The organism is Alkalihalobacterium sp. APHAB7 (assembly GCF_048323755.1).
In the GTDB taxonomy this organism is placed as follows: Bacteria; Bacillota; Bacilli; order Bacillales; family Bacillaceae_F; genus Alkalihalobacterium.
In genome coordinates this window covers 21,980-41,697 of sequence record NZ_JBLWFS010000013.1, presented here as the reverse complement: position 1 = coordinate 41,697, position 19,718 = coordinate 21,980, and the positions used below count along the sequence as shown (strand labels likewise).

Below are 19,718 nucleotides of genomic sequence, written 5' to 3'. Positions count from 1 at the left end.
TTTTATTAAGTCTCTTTTCTCAAAGATTGTTGCTCCTTGCTTTTGGACCGAAGCCAAGCGGATGCTTGGCTCTTCACGCTGTGCGTGAAGGTTTTAAATAAAATAGCCGTTCAGATAAATGAATTTGTCTCGAAAAGGTATTTTATTTTCCAAAAACGGTCAAAAAGCAACAAAGTTTACGAAATCAGGCTTTATTAATAATCGTTTAACCGATTATTTTTAAGGATTTTCTGTTACTCATTTACAAGTGATTACACGTTCCGGTATGATAGATGTTGGTCTTCTTTTATGACTTTAAGTCTATTGTTGGTGGACTTGTTCATATTGTAAAAACAAGTGCAATTGTAACAAAGAAACAGAAAAATGCAACTTTAAACATACATACTATTTATTATTTAGAACGGAGATTAAGCATGACACAAAAGCTTCCATTTTCAATTTCAAAAACTGAATTATTCTTCGACCGCCTTGGAGACTATGTCGGTGATGTTTTTTATGATATCTTACCCGAACAAGGATATGAATTACGAGATGAACAAATTTATATGGCCTTCCAAATTGAACAAGCTTTCAAAAATAAAAGTGTTAGTTTTGCTGAAGCAGGTGTAGGGACAGGGAAAACATTTGTATATTTGTTATATTCGATTTGCTACGCAAGATATATGAGAAAACCAGCAATTATTTCCTGTGCCGATGAAACCCTTATTGAACAACTTGTAAAAAAGGGTGGGGACATTGAAAAGTTAGAAAAGGCGCTCGGTCTTAAAATTGATGTTCGTTTAGCAAAGTCACGTGAACAATACGTTTGTATGAAAAAGTTAGATCCACTTGCAAATCGTACTGAAGATGAAGATATATTGCGTGTTCACGAGGAAATCCCAAGCTTCGTTTACGATACAAGTTCTTCAATGGCTTTATTTGACCGTTACGGTGATCGGAAAGACTATCCTTGGCTGTCGAATCCGAAATGGGAGCAAGTAGGCTGGGATCCATTGCAACAATGCTCAACCTGTGAGTGGCGTCACCGCTGTGGCCAAACACTTCATCGTAACTATTACCGTGAGTCGACCGATTTAATTATTTGTTCCCATGACTTTTACATGGAGCACGTGTGGACAAAGGAATCGCGAAAGCGCGAAGGGCAACTTCCGCTGTTACCTGAGGCAAGTTGTGTCGTGTTTGATGAAGGGCACTTGCTTGAGTTTTCTGCGCAAAAAGCTCTAACTTATCGCTTTCATTCGGAAACATTAACGACAGTATTAACTGCCTATATGAATCAAAATGTTCGTGAAGAGTCACTTATACTAATTGAAGAAATTTTAGCATTACACGACGAATGGTTTGATATTTTACGAGATTCAGCTAAAACAGTAGAAGGTTCGTACCGACTTGATGTACCTCGCTCAAAAGTGATGCTCGATTTAGCTACAAAGATGGACCGGTATGTCCAAGAATTGTTAGAACAACTCGTGTTTGACTCTGAATTATTCACGCTTGAAGGTTATCATGTCAAGATCATTGAAGAATATTTAGAGTTTTTCTCTTATGGGTTAACGACTTTATTAAAAGAAGGCGAAGGAATTTTTTGGTTGGAAGAAAGTGAGTTTGAAACGTCATTCGTCATTATGCCACGCCTTGTAGAAGATATCTTAGAGAAAGAAGTATTTTCTCAAGGCATTCCATTTATCTTTTCATCGGCTACATTATCGAAGACCGGTGACTTTTCTTATATCGCAAACAGCTTGGGAATAACGAACTACTCTTCATTTACAGTTGCGTCACCATTCGATTATGAAAGTCAAATGAAACTAACGGGTCATATCGAAGAAAGCGAAAAGATGAAGTGGGAAAAGATTGGAACAGCATTAACAAATAATGATGGCCACTCACTCGTACTTTTTACATCTGTAGAAGAGATGGATCGTTTCCGAAAATGGTCTGACCAACAATCATGGAGCTTTGATATCGTTTTTGAAGGAGACCAGGAGATAAGTATGTCTGTACGTCATTTTCAACAAAACCCTTCAACTGTACTTTGTGCATATCACTTATGGGAAGGTTTGGACGTTCCAGGTGAATCTTTAACACAAGTCATTATTTCGTCATTACCGTTTCCACCACATGACCCTGTTTTCCAAGCAAAACGAAAGCATGTTGAAGATCCAATGCAAGAAATTGATACTCCTTATATGTTACTTCGTCTTCGTCAAGGAATAGGGCGCCTCATTCGCAGCCGTGAAGACCACGGTAATGTACACTTATGGATGACTGAGGAACAAAAACAATCACATTTTGAAGAAATTAAGAAAGTACTTCCTGTTGAACTTACGTGGGAATAATAATCGACAATACTTGTAAATCATTAACCTGAATAACGACAAAAGCAGTTGCATCTACGAAAAGTGCAGCTGTTTTTGAATCTTTCAACCTTTATTGAAAGTATAAACTCCTTAAAATGCAAATTATTTTTGCGTGGACCTGATCGATTTTTTTGCAATGCGCAAAATTATACATTGATGTATATTATGTGTAAGACAAAGTTTATTCTATATTCATAGTTTTATGCATAATCAGAACATTAGGGAAGTTGGCACGGTTTTTGCAGTGTGATATAGAAAGAGCTAAATAACTGGGAGAGGTGAACCTTTTTATGAACACAACATTTAAAAAAATATCTATTATCGGAGTACCCATGGATTTAGGACAAAAACGTCGTGGCGTTGATATGGGGCCAAGTGCATTAAGGTATGCAGGTTTAATAGAAGAAGTTGAACAGATTGGCTATGAAGTAAGAGATTACGGGGATTTGCAAATTGACAGGTCACGAGTTAAAGAAACGGTTCCCGTGAACTTGACGAATTTACATGAAGTCATTCGAGTGAGTGAAGAGCTTCAAAAAGAAGTAGAAAAAATCCAAGAAGAAGGAAGCTTTCCACTGTTATTAGGCGGGGATCATAGTATGAGTATCGGTTCTATTGTTGGTTTAAGTAAGCGTTAGCAAAATCTCGGTGTCATTTGGTATGATGCACATGCTGATTTAAATACAGCGGATACATCTCCATCTGGAAATATACACGGTATGCCACTTGCTGTTAATTTAGGGATCGGGCATCCGTCACTAACTACTATAGGTGGATATTGTCCAAAAATCAAACCAGAGAACATTGTTATTATTGGAGCAAGGTCTATTGATGAAGGCGAAAGAGCCCTAATTAGAGAAAAAGGTATAAAAGTATATACGATGCATGAAATTGATCGCCTCGGCATGACAAAAGTCATGGAAGAAACCATAGAATATTTATCTGAAAGAACGGACGGTGTGCATTTGAGTCTCGATCTCGATGGAATTGACCCGACAGATGCACCAGGTGTAGGGACACCTGTTATCGGCGGGATTTCCTATCGTGAAAGTCATCTTGCGCTTGAAATGTTAGCTGAATCAAATTTAATAACATCCGCAGAATTTGTGGAAGTTAATCCTATTTTAGATATAAAAAATAAAACAGGTGACGTAGCCGTTGCATTAATCACTTCCCTTCTCGGCAAAAGACTATTATAATATTAGTTCGACCTTATTTTTATACATCAGGAGGTGCTAGTATTGACATCTAGTGACAATGGAATGCAGAAGAAGAAACCAACAGCAAAACCCTTGCCGTTAAAAGGTTATTTGCTTTTTATAATACCTTCATTGCTCGGTATATTTCTTTTTATGACACCTTTACCATTTGGAGAAGACGCAGCAATTACGATCCCAGTTGCATTTTTAGCGAAAGAACTAGAAGGGCTGTTAGTCGGCGTACTCCCCGCATTAGTAACGCTTATCCTATTCTTTGTAGCACTTATAACGGGTTGGATAACAATATTTAAACCGAAAAAGTTAATGAAAAGTGAACTGCTGAAAGCTTTGTTTGATGTACATCCAACATGGTTTGTCATTCGGGTGATTGGATTTATTTTAGCGGCGATGACATTGTTCGAGCTCGGTCCACAATGGGTTTGGTCTGAAGACACAGGGGGATTACTTTTATTTGTCTTAATACCTTTGCTGTTTACGGTATTCTTATTTGCGGGGCTTTTTTTACCGCTACTTTTAAATTTTGGATTGTTAGAGTTTTTTGGAATCTTATTCAATAAAATAATGAGACCTGTTTTTACACTTCCAGGACGTTCATCCATTGACTGCTTAGCTTCATGGATGGGGGACGGGACAATTGGTGTATTGTTAACCAATAAACAATACGAAGAAGGCTTTTATACGAAGAGGGAAGCAGCAGTAATTGGAACGACATTTTCAGTCGTTTCCATTACGTTTAGTATTGTCATATTAGCTTATATGGAGTTAGAGTATTTATTTTTACAGTATTACTTCACCATTGCGATCGCTGGTTTTATTGCGGCCGTTATTATTCCGAGAATCCCGCCGTTATCGCGAAAACCAGATACGTATTACGTAGTAAATCAACAACGTATAGAAGATAGTGAATTAAAAGGTCAAAATCTATTTGCTCTTGCATTGAAAAAAGCAGTCCAAAGGGCGACGTCTAGTACGAATTATTTTTCAGTTCATGCTAAAGGTGGAGTTAAGAACGTTCTCGATATGTGGTTTGGCGTTCTTCCAGTCGTTATGGCATTCGGGACGATTGCTGTAATTATTGCTGAATACACAACATTATTTGCAATTCTCGGTGCGCCATTTGTACCTTTACTAAATTTAATGCAAGTACCTGAAGCTGCACAAGCAGCGCAAACGATGGTTATCGGTTTTGCGGATATGTTTTTACCAGCGGTGATCGGAAGTGGTATTGAAAGTGAATTTACTCGCTTTGTTATTGCCTGTGTTTCAGTCACACAGCTAATTTTCATGTCTGAAATAGGAGGATTACTACTTGCGTCGAAAATACCTGTTAAATTCAGCGATTTGCTCATTATTTTTATTGAGAGAACATTAATTACACTTCCTATTATTGTATTAATTGCACATCTTATTTTTTAATATTCTTGTATAACAAAAGGCTGTATCATTCGTTAAACGATGAATCAGCCTTCTTTTGTTTATTTGCAGGATGACACATGACATCCCCGATATCATTTCAAAAAATTAGAGCACCTAAAACGATTCTTTATCCTCAAACCTTGAGAATAGGAAAAGGACCCCAAAATGGAGTCCTACTTTACTTATTTTTGAACGTTGGCAGCTTGTGGTCCACGAGCGCCTTGTTCGATATCAAACGTTACAGTTTGACCTTCTTCTAATGATTTAAATCCATCACCTTGAATTGCTGAGAAGTGTACGAATACATCGTCGCCACCCTCAACTTCGATAAATCCAAAGCCTTTTTCTGCATTAAACCATTTAACTTTTCCTTCTGCCATGTGTAAATGCCTCCATAGTGGTTATATATACCACGATAGTATTACTATTTTTGTCCAATAACACGTTTGAAACTCAGTACTTATTATGTAAGTATTTGTTCTTTATGTTGAATGGAGCAAAAATAATTGTATTTATAATAGCAGTTTCGAGTAGGACAATGCAAGTTTCTCCCAAAGGAAATTTATAACAATTTATTTTCATCATTATAAGAGATTAACATTTACCTTTTTCCCATATATTAGAATTTTTTAAAAAGTTTAGCGTTGATAAAGAAGAGTAGGTGTTAAAAGAGTATATTGTTTGTTTTGGGATCATTCCTGAAAAAATAACCAACCTTTTATATGAGAATATAAAAAAATTGCAAAATTCTTATTTTTGTCTACAAAGTTTGTTAGAATGAAATGGTAAATAAACTTTACAGGGAGGAACAAATATGGAAAAGCAACGTGTTGTATTAACTGTAGAAAATCATGTCGGTGTCGTTACAATGAACCGACCGGAAGCTGGAAATGCACTTGATCTTCAAATGGCAAAAGAATTAATGGAAGTAGCAATTCACTGCTCAGAAAATGATGAGATTCGCGCAGTCGTTATCACAGGAGTGGGAAATAAGTTTTCGGTGGGTGGAGATCTAAAAAGTTTTGCGAAAGAAGGAGATGAGATTGGTACGCATTTAAAAAATGTTACCGCTTACTTGCATCAAGCCATCTCTTATTTTGCTAGGATGAACAAGCCGTTTATCGGTGCTGTAAATGGGATTGCAGCAGGCGCTGGTATGAGTTTAGCGTGTGCATGTGACCTCGTTTACGCATCTAATAACTCCAAGTTTGTCATGGCTTATAATAAAATTGGCTTAACACCTGATGGTTCAGGTAGCTACTTTTTACCCCGAATCGTTGGAATGAAACGAGCATTGGAATTGATGTACACTAACCGTATGTTAAATGCTCAAGAAGCTAACGAATGGGGCATTGTAAATGATGTCGTTCCTGAAGCCGACTTAATGAATGTTGTTATGGAGTTAGCAGAAAACCTTGCAAAAGGACCTGTCCATGCTTTCGGTGCAACTAAGAAATTATTTGCCCATTCCTTACAAGAAACATTGGAATCCCAAATGGCAATTGAAGCGACTTCATTGTCTGAGCGAGCAATCAGTCAGGAAGGTCAAGAAGGGATTCAAGCATTCTTAGAAAAACGCGAGGCTGATTTTTTAAAGAACTAGCTATGTTAGATTATACTGTTGAAATCCGTTGTTATTCGGACTCCGACTTTAAGCATTAATAGACAAAACCCCATTTTGGTTAAATGGGGTTTTGTTTTTGTTATATGTAGATCTATTTTTAGTTGTTCAAATGGGTACACTTTAAATATATTTACATGAATTTGAGCCGTTAATGAACATTAAGTCATACAAAACAATAGAAATTAAACGGATAAATAAACCGAGATGGAGTGAAATGATGAAAGCTGTAACTTACCAAGGGCCTAACAATGTTGTTGTCAAAGATGTACCTGATGCATCTATAGAAAAAAAAGATGATATTATTGTAAAAATTACATCCACAGCGATTTGTGGTTCTGATCTGCACTTGTATCAAGGTAATATGCCATTACCGGATGGTTATATTATTGGACATGAGCCAATGGGGATCGTGGAAGAAGTTGGACCCGAAGTCACAAAAGTGAAGAAAGGGGATCGAGTCGTTGTCCCTTTTAACATTGCATGTGGGCACTGTATATACTGTGAACATGATTTAACGAGTCAATGCGATAATTCGAATCCGCATTACGACTCGGGCGGGTATTTTGGGTACACTGAAAAATTTGGTGATCATCCTGGGGGACAAGCCGAATATTTAAAAGTACCGTTTGGTAACTTTACGCCATTTCTCATTCCAGAGTCGTGTGAATTAGAGGATGAGTCATTGTTATTTTTATCAGATGTGTTACCGACTGCTTATTGGAGCGTCGATTATAGTGGTGTAAAAGAAGGAGATACCGTCATTGTTCTCGGTTGTGGCCCTGTTGGATTAATGACACAAAAATATGCGTGGATGAAGGGGGCGAAGCGGGTAATTGCAATCGATTATTTGGACTATCGTTTGAATCACGCGAAAAAAATGAACAATGTCGAAGTATATGATTTCACTAAGTTTCCGGATATGGGGGAACATTTAAAAGAAATTACACAAGGCGGAGCAGATGTTGTCATTGATTGTGTGGGAATGGACGGTAAAAAATCACCGCTTGAGTTCATCGAACAAAAGTTAAAGCTTCAAGGAGGAACTTTAGGCCCGATCCAAATTGCGACTAAGGCGGTAAGAAAAAATGGAACGGTTCATCTTACAGGTGTATACGGTTCAAATTATAACCTGTTCCCGTTAGGTGCTTTCTTCGCAAGAAATATAACGTTAAAGATGGGACAAGCCCCAGTTATTCCTTATATGCCAATGTTATATGATCAAATTGTTAACGGTGAATATGACCCAAAAGAAATAATTACCCATAAAGTTTCACTAGACGATGCAAGTCAGGCATATAAAATATTTAACGACCATCAAGATGACTGTATTAAAGTCGTTTTAAAACCGTAAACCACGATAAAATAAAGAGACTGACGGCTAGATTCCTGAAGAAGCACAATCATATAAACTTACTAAATTATTATCGAAAATTTAGTAACTATAAATTCAGTAATTAACTGTGTATCAGTCTCTTATATTTTTTAATTCCTGTATAGATAACCTTCCTCCAAATGATTTTTATTCCACCAACTCATCGTATATGTTTAAACTAAGAGATGTTGTTTTTCCAAGAGAAGGAATTTCTCTATTAAATATCGAAAGTAATATTATAGATGAATTTAAGTTGATTTGAATATTAGGGGGAAGAAAAGTTGGACAAAGAATCCGTAATAAAACAAGCGCAAAGAGCAGCTGAAAAAACTGAACTGACTTATGAGAAAGTGTTTCTATTTCAATTTTTTGATTTTCAATTTTCATACGATGAACAGAAAAGGCAATGTACAATCGAGTGTCCAGTAAGTGAAGCGATGTTTAATCCATTAGGTACAGTGCATGGCGGGGTTTTTACGTATTTGGCTGATACTGCAATTGGTCATTTACATTTTCGATTTAAGGAAGATCCATATGTTTCGCTTGAATTAAAAACGACTCACATGAATGCTGTCACAAGTGGGAAATTAATTGCTAAAGCCCGTTTTTCTAAAGATGGATACAATGTTACATTTGCAGAATGTGATATTTATAATGAAGATGGTGTACTAGTCAGTACCACATCAGGAACTTTTTACAGAGTGAAAAAACGTTAGAAAGTCAACAGATTGATGTTGGCTTTTTAACGTTTTTATTGTTATAGCAATGTAGGCAACTTTAGCTGATGTTCTTGCGAAAAAACTTAACACCACCATAACCAATTAGTCCAGATCCGTTATATATGAATATGTAAATGAGAGCAGATGAATTTAAATATATTATTAGAATGGCTACAAATGTAATGGTGGAAACGAGCAGTGATACAAGTAAAGAACTCTGTCTGAAAGCGCAAGCCACTCCTTGGAGGACATACAAGATTGGGAAAATCAATATTAATGAAAGAATAAATAATCCTTTTAAATTTGCATGAACATCTGAAAAAGCTAGGGGGAAACTCCCTAGCTTAATGGGTAGCAATTATTCCTCTTCAAAGTAATCACAAAACTCTTTAGTATGTTGTTTGTTTTTTTCTTTAAAATAAGGATTATCTTCGGTAGCATCTTTTGTGTCTAGATTCGTTTTCATAACAAAAGTAGGACTGTCCGTTGGTTCGACGATCATTCGGTCCGACATCTTATTAAAATCGGGCATGTTTTGGCTTCCTTGTTTTTCTTTTTCCATCTTAATAACACCTCCTTCGTTTTAGGTTGCTTTCTCCAGAAGAAAAATATGTAATAGAGACAAGACTGAACAAATGTTCATTTTTATGAAGATCATTTTATCTTTATGTAAAAAACATTGCTAATTATTGTAGGTTTAATATATATTAGTAGTAATACATTTCAGGAGAGTGATGGAATTTTGGACAGTATACCCTATGACTCGATAATCTTATTAGGGGCATTGTTATTGTTATCTGGATATTTTTCTGCGTCGGAAACTGCGATTACAAGCGTAAACAAAGTGAGGTTACGAAATCAAGCTGAGCAAAATAATGTAAAAGCAATACGCTCATTAAAAATGGCAGAAAATTTCGACCAAAGCTTATCAACCATCTTAATTGGAAACAACATTGTTAACATAGCGATGGCGACGATTGCGACTAAGATTGCAACTGACATGTATGGTAGTAACGGCAGCACACTACTTGTTACGACGGTCGTTATAACCTTATTAGTTTTAGTGTTTGGTGAAATTTTACCGAAATCGTTAGCAAAGCAGTATGCAGAAAAATATTTACTTGCAATTTCTGCCACTTTGAGGGCAGTCATGAAAATCTTCTATCCAATTACATGGCTTTTTGTTCAACTCAAATTAGGAATTAATAAACTAATGGGAGATAAAGGAGAAGAGCCAAGTGTGACAGATGAGGATGTAAAGGCCTTAGTCGAAATTGGAGAAGAGGAAGGGACATTTCACACTCAAGAACGGGAACTTCTTCATAATGCAATCGAATTTGATGATATTGTCGTTAAGGACATTCTTACACCAAGACCCGATGTTATTTCGGTGTCGATGGATACACCAATTGATGAAATTAAAGATGTGTTTATTAACGAAAAATATTCACGCGTCCCTGTATACGATGGTTCGATTGATAATATTATCGGAATTATCTCTCACCGTGACTTTTTTACAAAGTACGTGCAGGAACCGTCGTTTTCATTAGATGAAATCATTCGTAAGCCACACTTTGTTATTGGTTCGGTAAAAATCTCTCACCTCCTTAAGGAATTACAAAAAAGTAAAGTTCATTTAGCTATAGTTCTTGATGAATATGGAGGTACGGCTGGTATTATTTCAATCGAAGATATTTTAGAAGAAATTGTTGGTGAGATCTGGGATGAGCACGATGAAAACGAACAATTAATTGAAGTACTCGAAGACGGTAAACTTCGGTTAGACGGACGAATTTCAGTAGAGGAATTCTGCGAGTCTATTAATGTTTCGATACCAGATACAAGCTCAAATACTTTAGGTGGTTGGATTTCGGACACACTCGGCTATCTTCCCAAAAAAGGGGAGACGATAGTTTACGAAAACATGCGAATTTCTATTGAAGAAGTTCGTAATCGCCGAATTCAAAAAGCAACAGTTGAAATCGATTCAGGAGTTCAAACTGCATAACTATATTTTCAACAAAGCTCTAGAAGAAGCAATGGATACGATGTTTAGGTCCATTGCTTCTTTTTTGGCAGCTAGAATATAGCACGTCATTTACCGCATGTTGATAACTTAATAGCATTTGACAATATAAGTCAGGATGACCATGTCCTGTCTTAAACCTTATGTACAATAGTAAGGTTTAAATCTACTACGGTTGATTTAATGCATGGTCAAACGAATTAGTGTAGTAAATTCCTTAAAAACTCTACATGTTTTCGGTCTTCATCAAAGATTTGTTCGATGAGCTGATAGCTTTCAGGATCTAGATCGCCTCTAATGATTTTTTCTGACATGCCAATTCCGTAATCACTTTCTCCTTTGATTGCTGACTCAATAATATCTTCGGTCGCTTCTGGTAATGTAAATTGGCTCATAAACCCTTGTATTGATCCGATAATCCCTTCATCATCGACTGGTGTCCCACCTAAGTTTTGAATTCGCTCGGCTACTCGCATTGCATGCTCCTTATGGTTTTGCTGTATCATCTGAAATTGTTGTTTTACTTGATCGTCTTCTAATCTTGCTATTAAATGTTCATAGGCGTGAATACCCATATATTGACCTTGTAAAAACTCATTGAGCGTATCGATAACGTGATTTTCGTTCATTGTTTTCTCCTTTAGCTTTTAGTTGTGGTTTAAATTGACTTTGATACTTGAGTGACACCTAAAGCGAGATTAGACCAAAGAATATCTTCTACCAAATGACTTTGAGCGGCTTCACATTCAACAATTAATACGACCTCTGTTGACGGTGTTTTTGTTTCCTTCCGATTTTTTGAATGTCTTTTCGTAAAAAAATAATCGATGATAAACCCTAAACTAGCACCAACTGCAAGGCCAATTAAGCCCCAAATTATTGGCCCCCAATACAATACAAACCCAAAGCTTGCACCTAATACAGAAAAAGCGGTTCCTAAAGCTGCAGCTACATCAAATAAACTTACACCATCAGAACGATGGATACTATCAAATAGTTTTCGCTCTTCTCGTCGTCTATCAAAGGGAACAGCTAAAATTTTATTTTTTGGTATTCCATTTTGCTCTAAATTAGCAATTGCAATTTCTAAAGAAGCCGATTGTTCAAATGAGGATACGACTAACATAAAAGTCTTCACCCTTTGCTATCTATCAAATGTAACTGCAGTGTTTGGTATTCTTTTTTCAAGTATTCTGATTGCTCCATCTTATACAATTTGTTGTATTCTACAGCCAATGAATATGATTCATAAATGGCAAAACCATAAAGAGATGGCATAAACAATGCCCATTGTGGGTTAAGGATTGCAGTAGCGAGTGCAAACTCTCCCAATAACGAAAAATGAAAAGCAGGGAGAATGTTAGAAAAGTATGTACATAACATCCAACAAAACAAAAGAAAGAAACCAGTCGGCATCCTCTTTAAGTAAAGGTGACCCATGCCAGGCATGAGAAATGACCAAACCATTGCTAGCCACGGCTGCCGTCTATCTAAAAAGTTTAATCCCATAGGACCAAGGTTAAATGGAATTATAGGAGCCTTTTCTTTATTAGCTAAAACGTAGATTTTGTTAATATCAATGGTCTTTCTGTAACTGTCCCAAATGGAAGCGATGTAGACAGGAATATACAGTAAAACCCACCTCGTATCAATTACCTCCTTTGCTAAGTCAAACTGACCAGTAAATGAATAAACCATACTTTCATTAATGTGAGAATTAACATTGACGACAAATTCCCAGATGAAAAGAATAAACCCTTTGATATACGCACCGTGCATTAAATGTCCCATGCCTGGAAACGCTGCAGACCACCAAGCAGGTACCCATGGGTTTTTAGGGTGGATTACATTCGTATTAAAAGAACTTACATATGCTCGATAGTAACGTGCTTTTTGTTAGCGGATTGATTATCCATGTTTGCATCCTTCTTAGTGCTTTTTTATAGATTTTGTTAATTTTTTCATTTTATTCGTCTGGAACAACAAAAGTCATCTTTAAGAAGATCTTATCTGTCAAACATAACTTAATCAATTTGAGAATAAACTTTTCTAACTAAGCTTCCACGAGAACCAAATAAAGGGAGGTGTCGGGCATTTAAAAAGATAGAAGCATTAGAATTTATGTATGAAACTGAGGAGACGATTCGTGAGAAATATAAAATTAAGAAACAACATATCATTGAGGCGCTAGAGGGGATTCGTACTACCGTCACATGGTTAGAGACTTCGATTTATCAAAACATTATTGAAGATGTTACATTTTACATTTCAGATGCCCCGATTAACTATCCAGGACAATTAGAAATTGATGATGAAGGGGATTTCAAACCAATTATTTATATGAACATTATGGCGATTGCTGAAGATTACAAAAATAAAGAATACCTATTAGACATGAAAAGATTGTGTGTCTCTTGTTATGAGTACGCGGCTTTTATATGTTTACATGAAGTCGGACATCTTTGTCACGGGTTGCTTGGAGGAAAAGGGCGAGATAAGAGAGATCGTTTATTTGATTATTTTAATCGTGGCGAATTTTATTACGAGCGTTTTATAGAAGAAATGAAGTATGGCCATACTCATGAAGAAAAAAAGAGATATCGAAATATTCCTCACGAAAAAGCAGCAGACCAGTTTGCCTTTCATAATTTAAATATAATGTTAGCCAAGCTTAACAAGTCGATGGAGAAAAACGAATGACCATTGGAACAGACGGGAGACTACCCCGCCTGTTTTTTCTTCGTAAGAGATTATCGACGGTCTAAAACTGAGTCTTCAGTTGTTGAATTAAACGTCCGTCATTGATTAAGATTCTATTTATTCTTTAGGTGGTGTTTCAGCTGCGATTTCTTTTAATGATCTTATTTTACCATGTGGATTTTGTGCTTCTTTCCGCTTTCTAAATTGACGGTCTTCTTGACTTTTTGATTGTGACATCTGCTTTCACACCCTAATTTTTATTTTGTAAATGTCTTATCGAACTTAGTTTACCGATTTAATTTAGCATGTATTCAATTTGCTATGTAGTGCATTTTGGTAAAAGAAAGCCCCGTTTCACTATGTTATTTTTATTTGCCAAGTATAATTTCTGTTAAACTAAGGTATTTTACAAGGTATATGACAATCCTATCGTATTCAAAATGAGACAACTTTCGGATCATTTGTACATGAAGGAGGAGCGTTGCTTTGCTTTATGTTTATAATTGCTTTGCAGGAACACATTCTTCGGCATTAGCCGCAGCTTACCATCTTGATAAACTACCGAAAGATCGAGAGCCAACAAGAGAGGAAATATTAGGAATTGATATTTTCAATAAATTAACACCTGGAGACTTCGGAAGGTTTATTTATCACGGGAAAGATGAAAGTGGACATAAGGTGTATACGGTAGGAAGAGGGAAATCAACTGCTGTTATACCAGCTCTTCATTCCTTCATTTCTTTGTTGCAAGACGACGGTAAAGAAATCGATCAAATTGTTTTCTCTAATTGTTCACCAACCGTTCCAGTTGCTATGACCTTTGGGGGATTATTTTCAAGGCGGTTTGGTATTGATTTTATTGGAGTGCCCTTGTTAATTAGAGGGGCGAAACAAGCACATCGCACGGTCATTCAATTGGTTGAACATACGAAGGCCATTGCATCAACAACAGACAACCATATTGAGATATTAGAAAACGAAAAGTTCAAAGTGAGTACAATTAAACCGGATGTAAAATAAAACTGGCTTCCTAGCGTCAGCTCCATGCTGTTTTCACAATACTTTTGTGGTTTCAACAACTTGAGTGCTAACGGTTTCTAGGAAGTCAGTTTTTTTATGAAAAACATATTTGCACACCTGTAAAAAACTTTTACCTTACAATTGCTCGGCTATGTTGTTTTGCAACGGAAATTTCGTAATATGTTTGGTCATCTTCATATATACGGTCGATCATAATTAAAACATCTTCAAATGCTTTCGAATAGTTTTCTGTATCATTACGAGTCATATACTGTATCATATATTCAATCTCTACATTGATCTTATTGTCTAGGTCTTCTTCTGATAATCGTTTAGTGCGATCACATTCGTCAAAGCCTTCAGGGTATTTTGGTATGTTCATCTGAGTTCCTCCTTTACTGTAACTACCTTTCATTGGTTTCTTACAAGATATATGTTTTTATATGTATTGTTTTATCATAATTCTTTTTAGGTAAAATGATCAAGCTTTTCGGAGGAATTTCTAACCGGAATATGGAGAGCAAACCTGAAAAGTAAATGCCTTTCAGAACTAAAAGGTTGAAAAAAGAACAGCCTATCTGAGATAAGCTGTTCGAGGTTGTTTTTTACAAAAATTAGTCACGAACTTGTCGGATCGCTCGTCCTACAGTATCCATCATGTTATTCATGTTCATATTGTTGTTATTGTTATTTCGACCGCGCATCATCCCGTAAGCTGCAGCACCTACACCTAAGCCTACTAAAGACAACATTAAACCATTACGATTGTTATTTCGTCTTTTACCGAACATGTTCATGAGTGAATTCCCCCTCCGTAATTTGTTTGAAGATTGTTTCAAACATTAGTTATGTTCAGCTTTTGCGACTGTATTTATGCGAGGGGAAGCTTACAAACGCAGCTAATTTTTGCCTTAAATAGTGTTTTAAAAAGAGGAGAAAATAGAACTAAATCATTTAAAGGGAATCATGATGCAAAGTGGAGTAAAATAAACAGTTATATGGAGTCATGATGAAAAGTGGAGTGTAGCTGAAGAGGAGAGTGTCAGCAATAGTGAAAATATATAACATGAAAATAAGTGGGATGGAGAGAAGTATTGAAAAAAACGAAGGGTGGGGAATTATGGTATAAATTATTTAAATATGTATGAAGCTAGATGGCTTAGCATCCTCGCTTCAGTGAAAGATCATTCATTGGTTGAACGATACTTTCTGGTAAAATCATGATTTTTGAAGCATGATTCATATGTTCTTCAAACGATAATTGTAGTTCATGATGAAAATCCACTAACAATCGAATATCATCCATCACATCTTCCTCGAACATACCAGATTGATTAATTAAGATATTTTCATACTTTTGAGAAAGTCGTCGCGCTCGTTTTGTTAATTTAGAGGCGTCTTTCATTTTATAAATTTCTTTTAATTCAAATAAAAAGGAATGAACATCTTTTTCTAATTGCTTTTTAATTTCTTGATTTAACGTTTTACGGTTTTGTGAAATATATTCAGCCTCATGGAAAATGAATTGCTTCAGCATAATTAGATCACTTGCTGTTGGATCGTTTACAAAACTTAAATAGATTTGAAGAGTGTTGTAGGCGTCATGCATCGGATTATGTTGTTGGCCACTGAAAGTTAGTCCATAAAAATCTAGACCACGTTCTACTGAAACATTTTCTTTTGTTACTCGTTTCGTAAAAATGGCTTGGAAATCTACATAACGCTGAACGATTTTTTTTACCGTTCTAGATGAAATCTCATGCCTCTGAGCATCTAGTTTTAACCTGGAAATATCACTTGGTGACCAAGAGAAGAACTTTGTCCGTTTAATTCCGCCAACCCACGTCAGAAATTCTTCAAAAACTGTCGGAAAATCCTTTGCATCAACTAAATCTTGATCATGAATCCCGGTCAACTTTTTACAAAAAGCAGAGAGTGGTTTAAATTTTGTTGGACGAATATACTCATCAAAAAAAACGATATTCTCGGTTGCTAGGTCATATTTAACAGCACCTAAACGGATCGCCTCCATATCTTCAAAAGGCATACCTCGATTAGAACAAAGCATTTCAAAATCAAAGAACACATATTGTTGAACATCTGCCATATCATTACCTCCTCCCCAAAAAGTAATTATAAGCTAATCTCTCAAAAAATCATAGGTCCAGTTCCTTCCTAAAGACTAAATTCATAACTTTTACTAGTAAAACAGCTCTATTGAAGTGTATGGGAGAAATTCAATATTCATTATACATAAATAAAAAAATGATTGCAGGCATTTCAACGTAACAGTGTTATGTTACATTATTTTTAAGTTGAAGTTGTAGAGGTGACCATAAATGGAGGAAGAACTGATTTCAAAAATGGGGAAACTGTTATAGTTAAAGGTAGCACCGCAAAAATTGTCCGAGGTCAGAACATTCGAATCGGTCTAGGGTGTCACATTGATCTAGTGGAATATAAAGGAGAATTCCAACAAGGTCTAGACGCAAACGTAAATGAAAGTAAAAAAATATAACTATCATAAAAAGCGCGTCTCTCCATTTTTAATAAGGAACGCGTTTTTTTAATTGTTTTTTTCTCTACAGTACTATCACAAATCTGTTTAGGTCATATTTGGCGTCCCCTAACCCTAAGTATCAGCCCAGGCCAGTTCGTGATGTATGAGTTAGGAGACAATAATTATTATATGGGAATAGCACAAAACATATGCAAAAACTACACAAAGTAAGAATAGTGATAGTTTTCAAATAAATGGGACAAAGCATAAGTTAGACCATTTATCTTAGTTGGGTTGCTGAATTAGGATGTCTAGTGAAACCTCATTAATTATGTTAGGATTATATTTTTAAAGCTAAGAGGCTACATTTTTACCATTTTCTGAATTAACTTTCAATGTGAATAGAGCATAGCAAAATAGACTTCTCACTGTAATTATACTTTTGCACTTAAAATTTCACAGGGACAAACACAAAAGGAAGAGATCAATGACCAGTACGTTAACTTATATAAAAGAATGGCAAAAAGCACTTCAAATAGAGATCCAACACTTAAAAAAGTATGGTAGCAACAAGTATCGAGTTGTAAAAGGGCATCTATTATCAAATGATAATTTTTGTACCTATTATTTCGAAACAACATCCCCCTTACGCGTTCCTGTCGGTTCGAACGTTCGCTTAGAATGGGGGAACGTGAAACAAGACGGAAGAATCCTCTCATCTGAAGGAAAAAGCATCTTATTATCCGTTGAGCAATCGATCGGCGACCTTATTTCAGAAGCGACCCTGTTATATGATCCTTGGGAATTGCTTGATGAATTGATCGAACGTCTAGAAGATATCAAGAAAAGCAAAAAGAGACGAGCGCGAGTGAAGAGGTTGATGGATCCGACAATGGAAGCGAAACAACTAGCTGAACCAGCTAAAACTGCTGCACATGAGTTGTATTTACGTACGAAAGCAAATCCGGTAACTTTCGTATGGGGACCTCCTGGAACCGGTAAAACATACACGTTAGCACGAGTTGCTGCCAATATGTATTTTAACGCAAGAAGCGTATTGATCTTGTCACACAGTAATCAGGCTGTTGACGTCCTTTCAAGTGAAATCGCAACTTTTATCCAAAAGAAAAATAAATTTGAGGAAGGGGAAGTCCTTCGGTACGGTTCACAAGTCGGGGAATTACTTCAACTCCATGAAGCATTAACGACAAGTCAACTAATCGAAAAATACGAGCCTCATTTAGCCGAAGAACGTGAAACTCTTTTAACAGAACGTCGAGGATTAAAACAAGATTTAGCCAGGTCTTTTAGCAAAAGAGATACAGACCAATTACTCGAAATTGAATCGAAAATTGCGAGAGTGTTAGAGAAAATTCGTCAAAAAGAAATTCAATATGTAAAACAAGCATCTATTGTTTGTACGACATTAGCAAAAGCAGCCACAGATGCAACAATCTATGAGGAAGAATATGATGTCGTCATCGTCGATGAAGTAAGTATGGCTTATATACCACAAACAGCCTTTGCAGCTTCTCTAGGAAAACGGGTTGTCGTATGTGGAGACTTTAAACAATTGCCACCGATAGCTGCAGCTAGGCATGAATTGGTTGATCGGTGGTTAAAGGAAGATATATTTCACCGTGCTGGTATTGTTGATGTCGTAAATGGAGGAACACTTCACCCACATTTGTATCTTTTAAAAGAACAACGACGAATGCATCCTGAGGTTTCTGCGTTTACAAACCAATATATTTATCAAGGTCTCGTAGGTGATCACCCGTCTGTTCTTAAACAACGCGAAAAGATTGTAAATCAACAACCGTTTCCGAAGCGTGCTTCTATAATGGTCGACACCAGTTACACTGGAGAATATGGGTTGCAAGAGAGGAACTCAAAATCTCGGTTTAATCCGTGGCAGTTACTCCTCTCATTCCAGCTCATTCATGAAGCTTTTTCCGATCAAGCGAAGTCGATTGGTTATGTTACGCCTTATCGTGCCCAAGCACAAATGATGGATCTTCTACTGAATGACCTTTATGAGAAGGAGCAGGCAATCGCTGATATTATTTCTGCGACCGTGCATCGTTTTCAAGGAAGTGAGCGGGATGTGATGATTTTTGATTCGGTTGATACGTTTCCTGAAGAACGAGCAGGGATGTTGTTAATTGGAAAAGAGAGTGAGCGCCTTATTAATGTTGCAATTACTAGAACCAGAGGCAAATTTATTCACGTGAGTAATACTGCTTTTATCAAACAACGCGTATTCCGCGGAAAAACTCTGAGACAACTTGTTGAATACCAAACGGACAATCGGCAGTTAGTAACACCACAAGAGATTGGGACATGGATTAAAAATCAACACCCACGTCTTCAATGGATTCACGCCTTAAAATTAGAACGAGTTTTTCAAGACCTGGAAAGTGTGAGTGACTCGATTGTTCTCTCGTTACCAAATCTTATGACATTGCCAAGCGTATGGAAGGAGCAATTGAAAGCTATTTCAAGTCATGTTAAAATAACCATTCTTTCAGCAATTGAACACAGTATCGATCAACCTTATGAATGGGTTGGAGAAGAAGTTCCTTTTCCATTTGTTATTGTTGACAAACAGTTGTTGTGGTTAGGTCTTCCGCTTGAAGCGATGAAGCGAAACCACCCTCCATATGTTGCTGCCAGACTTGATTCAAAAGCAGTTGTTGAACAGTTTTTAGATCAATTGCCTATTTAGAAGAAATTGTGAACTTTTGAATCTGCAAACTTT

The 19,718-nt window shown here is 36.4% G+C and carries 18 protein-coding genes and 1 pseudogene; 10 read left to right on the top strand and 9 right to left on the bottom strand.

The genetic code is table 11. The features are described 5' to 3' along the window. Window positions 1-413 precede the first annotated feature (413 nt). The 3 genes and pseudogenes from ACNSTQ_RS13780 to ACNSTQ_RS13770 all read left to right on the top strand — a co-directional run bounded on the left by ACNSTQ_RS13780 (window position 414) and on the right by ACNSTQ_RS13770 (window position 4,996). On the top strand, window positions 414-2,339 hold the full coding sequence (locus tag ACNSTQ_RS13780; protein ID WP_418200393.1) for an ATP-dependent DNA helicase: 1,926 nt from the start codon (window positions 414-416) through the stop codon (window positions 2,337-2,339). A 311-nt stretch (window positions 2,340-2,650) separates the two neighbouring features. Continuing rightward, window positions 2,651-3,559, top strand: a pseudogene (gene rocF, locus ACNSTQ_RS13775) (arginase). Window positions 3,560-3,622: 63 nt separating this feature from the next. Further along, complete coding sequence (locus ACNSTQ_RS13770) at window positions 3,623-4,996, top strand: YjiH family protein (protein WP_418200453.1); 1,374 nt, start codon at window positions 3,623-3,625, stop codon at window positions 4,994-4,996. Window positions 4,997-5,178: 182 nt separating this feature from the next. On the opposite strand, the gene ACNSTQ_RS13765 is transcribed toward ACNSTQ_RS13770, so the two are convergent. Next, the gene (locus ACNSTQ_RS13765; protein WP_216828527.1) at window positions 5,179-5,376 is read right to left on the bottom strand and encodes a cold-shock protein; all 198 of its coding nucleotides are present in this window, start codon (window positions 5,374-5,376) and stop codon (window positions 5,179-5,181) included. Between the two features lie 434 nt (window positions 5,377-5,810). On the opposite strand from ACNSTQ_RS13765, the gene ACNSTQ_RS13760 reads away from it, so the two are divergent. From ACNSTQ_RS13760 to ACNSTQ_RS13750, 3 genes are all read left to right on the top strand, one after another. Next, window positions 5,811-6,599 carry an enoyl-CoA hydratase/isomerase family protein gene (locus ACNSTQ_RS13760; protein WP_418200392.1) on the top strand — a complete coding sequence of 263 codons (789 nt, stop codon included), beginning with the start codon at window positions 5,811-5,813 and terminating at the stop codon, window positions 6,597-6,599. 238 nt (window positions 6,600-6,837) lie between these two features. After that, window positions 6,838-7,971 carry a zinc-dependent alcohol dehydrogenase gene (locus ACNSTQ_RS13755; RefSeq protein ID WP_418200391.1) on the top strand — a complete coding sequence of 378 codons (1,134 nt, stop codon included), beginning with the start codon at window positions 6,838-6,840 and terminating at the stop codon, window positions 7,969-7,971. Between the two features lie 302 nt (window positions 7,972-8,273). Next, complete coding sequence (locus tag ACNSTQ_RS13750) at window positions 8,274-8,708, top strand: PaaI family thioesterase (RefSeq protein WP_418200390.1); 435 nt, start codon at window positions 8,274-8,276, stop codon at window positions 8,706-8,708. Between the two features lie 361 nt (window positions 8,709-9,069). Here ACNSTQ_RS13750 and ACNSTQ_RS13745 read toward each other — a convergent pair whose 3' ends face one another. After that, a complete protein-coding gene (locus ACNSTQ_RS13745; protein WP_418200389.1) occupies window positions 9,070-9,273 on the bottom strand; it encodes a hypothetical protein in 204 nt (67 codons plus the stop codon). Window positions 9,274-9,453: 180 nt separating this feature from the next. On the opposite strand from ACNSTQ_RS13745, the gene ACNSTQ_RS13740 reads away from it, so the two are divergent. Then, window positions 9,454-10,719: a hemolysin family protein gene (locus ACNSTQ_RS13740; protein WP_418200388.1), complete on the top strand. Its 1,266-nt coding sequence runs from the start codon at window positions 9,454-9,456 to the stop codon at window positions 10,717-10,719. 218 nt (window positions 10,720-10,937) lie between these two features. Here ACNSTQ_RS13740 and ACNSTQ_RS13735 read toward each other — a convergent pair whose 3' ends face one another. Genes ACNSTQ_RS13735 through ACNSTQ_RS13725 form a run of 3 tightly spaced genes read right to left on the bottom strand, consistent with a single transcriptional unit; the run spans window position 10,938 to window position 12,516 of the window. After that, window positions 10,938-11,366, bottom strand: coding sequence for a ferritin-like domain-containing protein (locus ACNSTQ_RS13735; protein WP_418200387.1), 429 nt, complete (start codon window positions 11,364-11,366; stop codon window positions 10,938-10,940). 29 nt (window positions 11,367-11,395) lie between these two features. Continuing rightward, the gene (locus ACNSTQ_RS13730; protein WP_418200386.1) at window positions 11,396-11,863 is read right to left on the bottom strand and encodes a hypothetical protein; all 468 of its coding nucleotides are present in this window, start codon (window positions 11,861-11,863) and stop codon (window positions 11,396-11,398) included. An 8-nt stretch (window positions 11,864-11,871) separates the two neighbouring features. Continuing rightward, entirely contained in the window at window positions 11,872-12,516 is a 645-nt protein-coding gene (locus ACNSTQ_RS13725) for a hypothetical protein (protein ID WP_418200385.1), read from the bottom strand. A 342-nt stretch (window positions 12,517-12,858) separates the two neighbouring features. Here ACNSTQ_RS13725 and ACNSTQ_RS13720 point away from each other — a divergent pair, with 342 nt between their 5' ends. Beyond that, window positions 12,859-13,437: a hypothetical protein gene (locus tag ACNSTQ_RS13720; RefSeq protein WP_418200384.1), complete on the top strand. Its 579-nt coding sequence runs from the start codon at window positions 12,859-12,861 to the stop codon at window positions 13,435-13,437. Between the two features lie 117 nt (window positions 13,438-13,554). Here the strand turns inward: ACNSTQ_RS13720 and ACNSTQ_RS13715 are convergent, their stop codons facing one another. Continuing rightward, the gene (locus ACNSTQ_RS13715; protein WP_275118153.1) at window positions 13,555-13,674 is read right to left on the bottom strand and encodes a DUF6254 family protein; all 120 of its coding nucleotides are present in this window, start codon (window positions 13,672-13,674) and stop codon (window positions 13,555-13,557) included. Window positions 13,675-13,923: 249 nt separating this feature from the next. Between ACNSTQ_RS13715 and ACNSTQ_RS13710 the strand changes: the two genes are divergently transcribed. Further along, window positions 13,924-14,457 (top strand): DUF3189 family protein, encoded by a 534-nt coding sequence (locus ACNSTQ_RS13710; RefSeq protein WP_418200383.1) that lies wholly within the window; start codon window positions 13,924-13,926, stop codon window positions 14,455-14,457. A 130-nt stretch (window positions 14,458-14,587) separates the two neighbouring features. Here the strand turns inward: ACNSTQ_RS13710 and ACNSTQ_RS13705 are convergent, their stop codons facing one another. The 3 genes from ACNSTQ_RS13705 to ACNSTQ_RS13695 all read right to left on the bottom strand — a co-directional run bounded on the left by ACNSTQ_RS13705 (window position 14,588) and on the right by ACNSTQ_RS13695 (window position 16,564). Beyond that, a complete protein-coding gene (locus ACNSTQ_RS13705) occupies window positions 14,588-14,839 on the bottom strand; it encodes a hypothetical protein (protein WP_418200382.1) in 252 nt (83 codons plus the stop codon). 232 nt (window positions 14,840-15,071) lie between these two features. Then, window positions 15,072-15,254: a DUF3918 domain-containing protein gene (locus tag ACNSTQ_RS13700; protein ID WP_418200381.1), complete on the bottom strand. Its 183-nt coding sequence runs from the start codon at window positions 15,252-15,254 to the stop codon at window positions 15,072-15,074. Between the two features lie 362 nt (window positions 15,255-15,616). Beyond that, entirely contained in the window at window positions 15,617-16,564 is a 948-nt protein-coding gene (locus tag ACNSTQ_RS13695; protein ID WP_418200380.1) for a 3'-5' exonuclease, read from the bottom strand. Between the two features lie 880 nt (window positions 16,565-17,444). Between ACNSTQ_RS13695 and ACNSTQ_RS13690 the strand changes: the two genes are divergently transcribed. Beyond that, entirely contained in the window at window positions 17,445-19,685 is a 2,241-nt protein-coding gene (locus tag ACNSTQ_RS13690) for a DEAD/DEAH box helicase (RefSeq protein ID WP_418200379.1), read from the top strand. The last annotated feature ends 33 nt before the right edge of the window (window positions 19,686-19,718 follow it).

Coding starts and splice junctions, on each gene's coding strand:
- ACNSTQ_RS13780 (WP_418200393.1), top strand. CDS start 414: ATGACACAAAAGCTTCCATTTTCAATTTCAAAAACTGAATTATTCTTC.
- ACNSTQ_RS13770 (WP_418200453.1), top strand. CDS start 3,623: ATGCAGAAGAAGAAACCAACAGCAAAACCCTTGCCGTTAAAAGGTTAT.
- ACNSTQ_RS13765 (WP_216828527.1), bottom strand. CDS start 5,376: ATGGCAGAAGGAAAAGTTAAATGGTTTAATGCAGAAAAAGGCTTTGGA.
- ACNSTQ_RS13760 (WP_418200392.1), top strand. CDS start 5,811: ATGGAAAAGCAACGTGTTGTATTAACTGTAGAAAATCATGTCGGTGTC.
- ACNSTQ_RS13755 (WP_418200391.1), top strand. CDS start 6,838: ATGAAAGCTGTAACTTACCAAGGGCCTAACAATGTTGTTGTCAAAGAT.
- ACNSTQ_RS13745 (WP_418200389.1), bottom strand. CDS start 9,273: ATGGAAAAAGAAAAACAAGGAAGCCAAAACATGCCCGATTTTAATAAG.
- ACNSTQ_RS13735 (WP_418200387.1), bottom strand. CDS start 11,366: ATGAACGAAAATCACGTTATCGATACGCTCAATGAGTTTTTACAAGGT.
- ACNSTQ_RS13730 (WP_418200386.1), bottom strand. CDS start 11,863: ATGTTAGTCGTATCCTCATTTGAACAATCGGCTTCTTTAGAAATTGCA.
- ACNSTQ_RS13725 (WP_418200385.1), bottom strand. CDS start 12,516: ATGCACGGTGCGTATATCAAAGGGTTTATTCTTTTCATCTGGGAATTT.
- ACNSTQ_RS13720 (WP_418200384.1), top strand. CDS start 12,859: ATGTATGAAACTGAGGAGACGATTCGTGAGAAATATAAAATTAAGAAA.
- ACNSTQ_RS13715 (WP_275118153.1), bottom strand. CDS start 13,674: ATGTCACAATCAAAAAGTCAAGAAGACCGTCAATTTAGAAAGCGGAAA.
- ACNSTQ_RS13705 (WP_418200382.1), bottom strand. CDS start 14,839: ATGAACATACCAAAATACCCTGAAGGCTTTGACGAATGTGATCGCACT.
- ACNSTQ_RS13700 (WP_418200381.1), bottom strand. CDS start 15,254: ATGAACATGTTCGGTAAAAGACGAAATAACAATCGTAATGGTTTAATG.
- ACNSTQ_RS13695 (WP_418200380.1), bottom strand. CDS start 16,564: ATGGCAGATGTTCAACAATATGTGTTCTTTGATTTTGAAATGCTTTGT.
- ACNSTQ_RS13690 (WP_418200379.1), top strand. CDS start 17,445: ATGACCAGTACGTTAACTTATATAAAAGAATGGCAAAAAGCACTTCAA.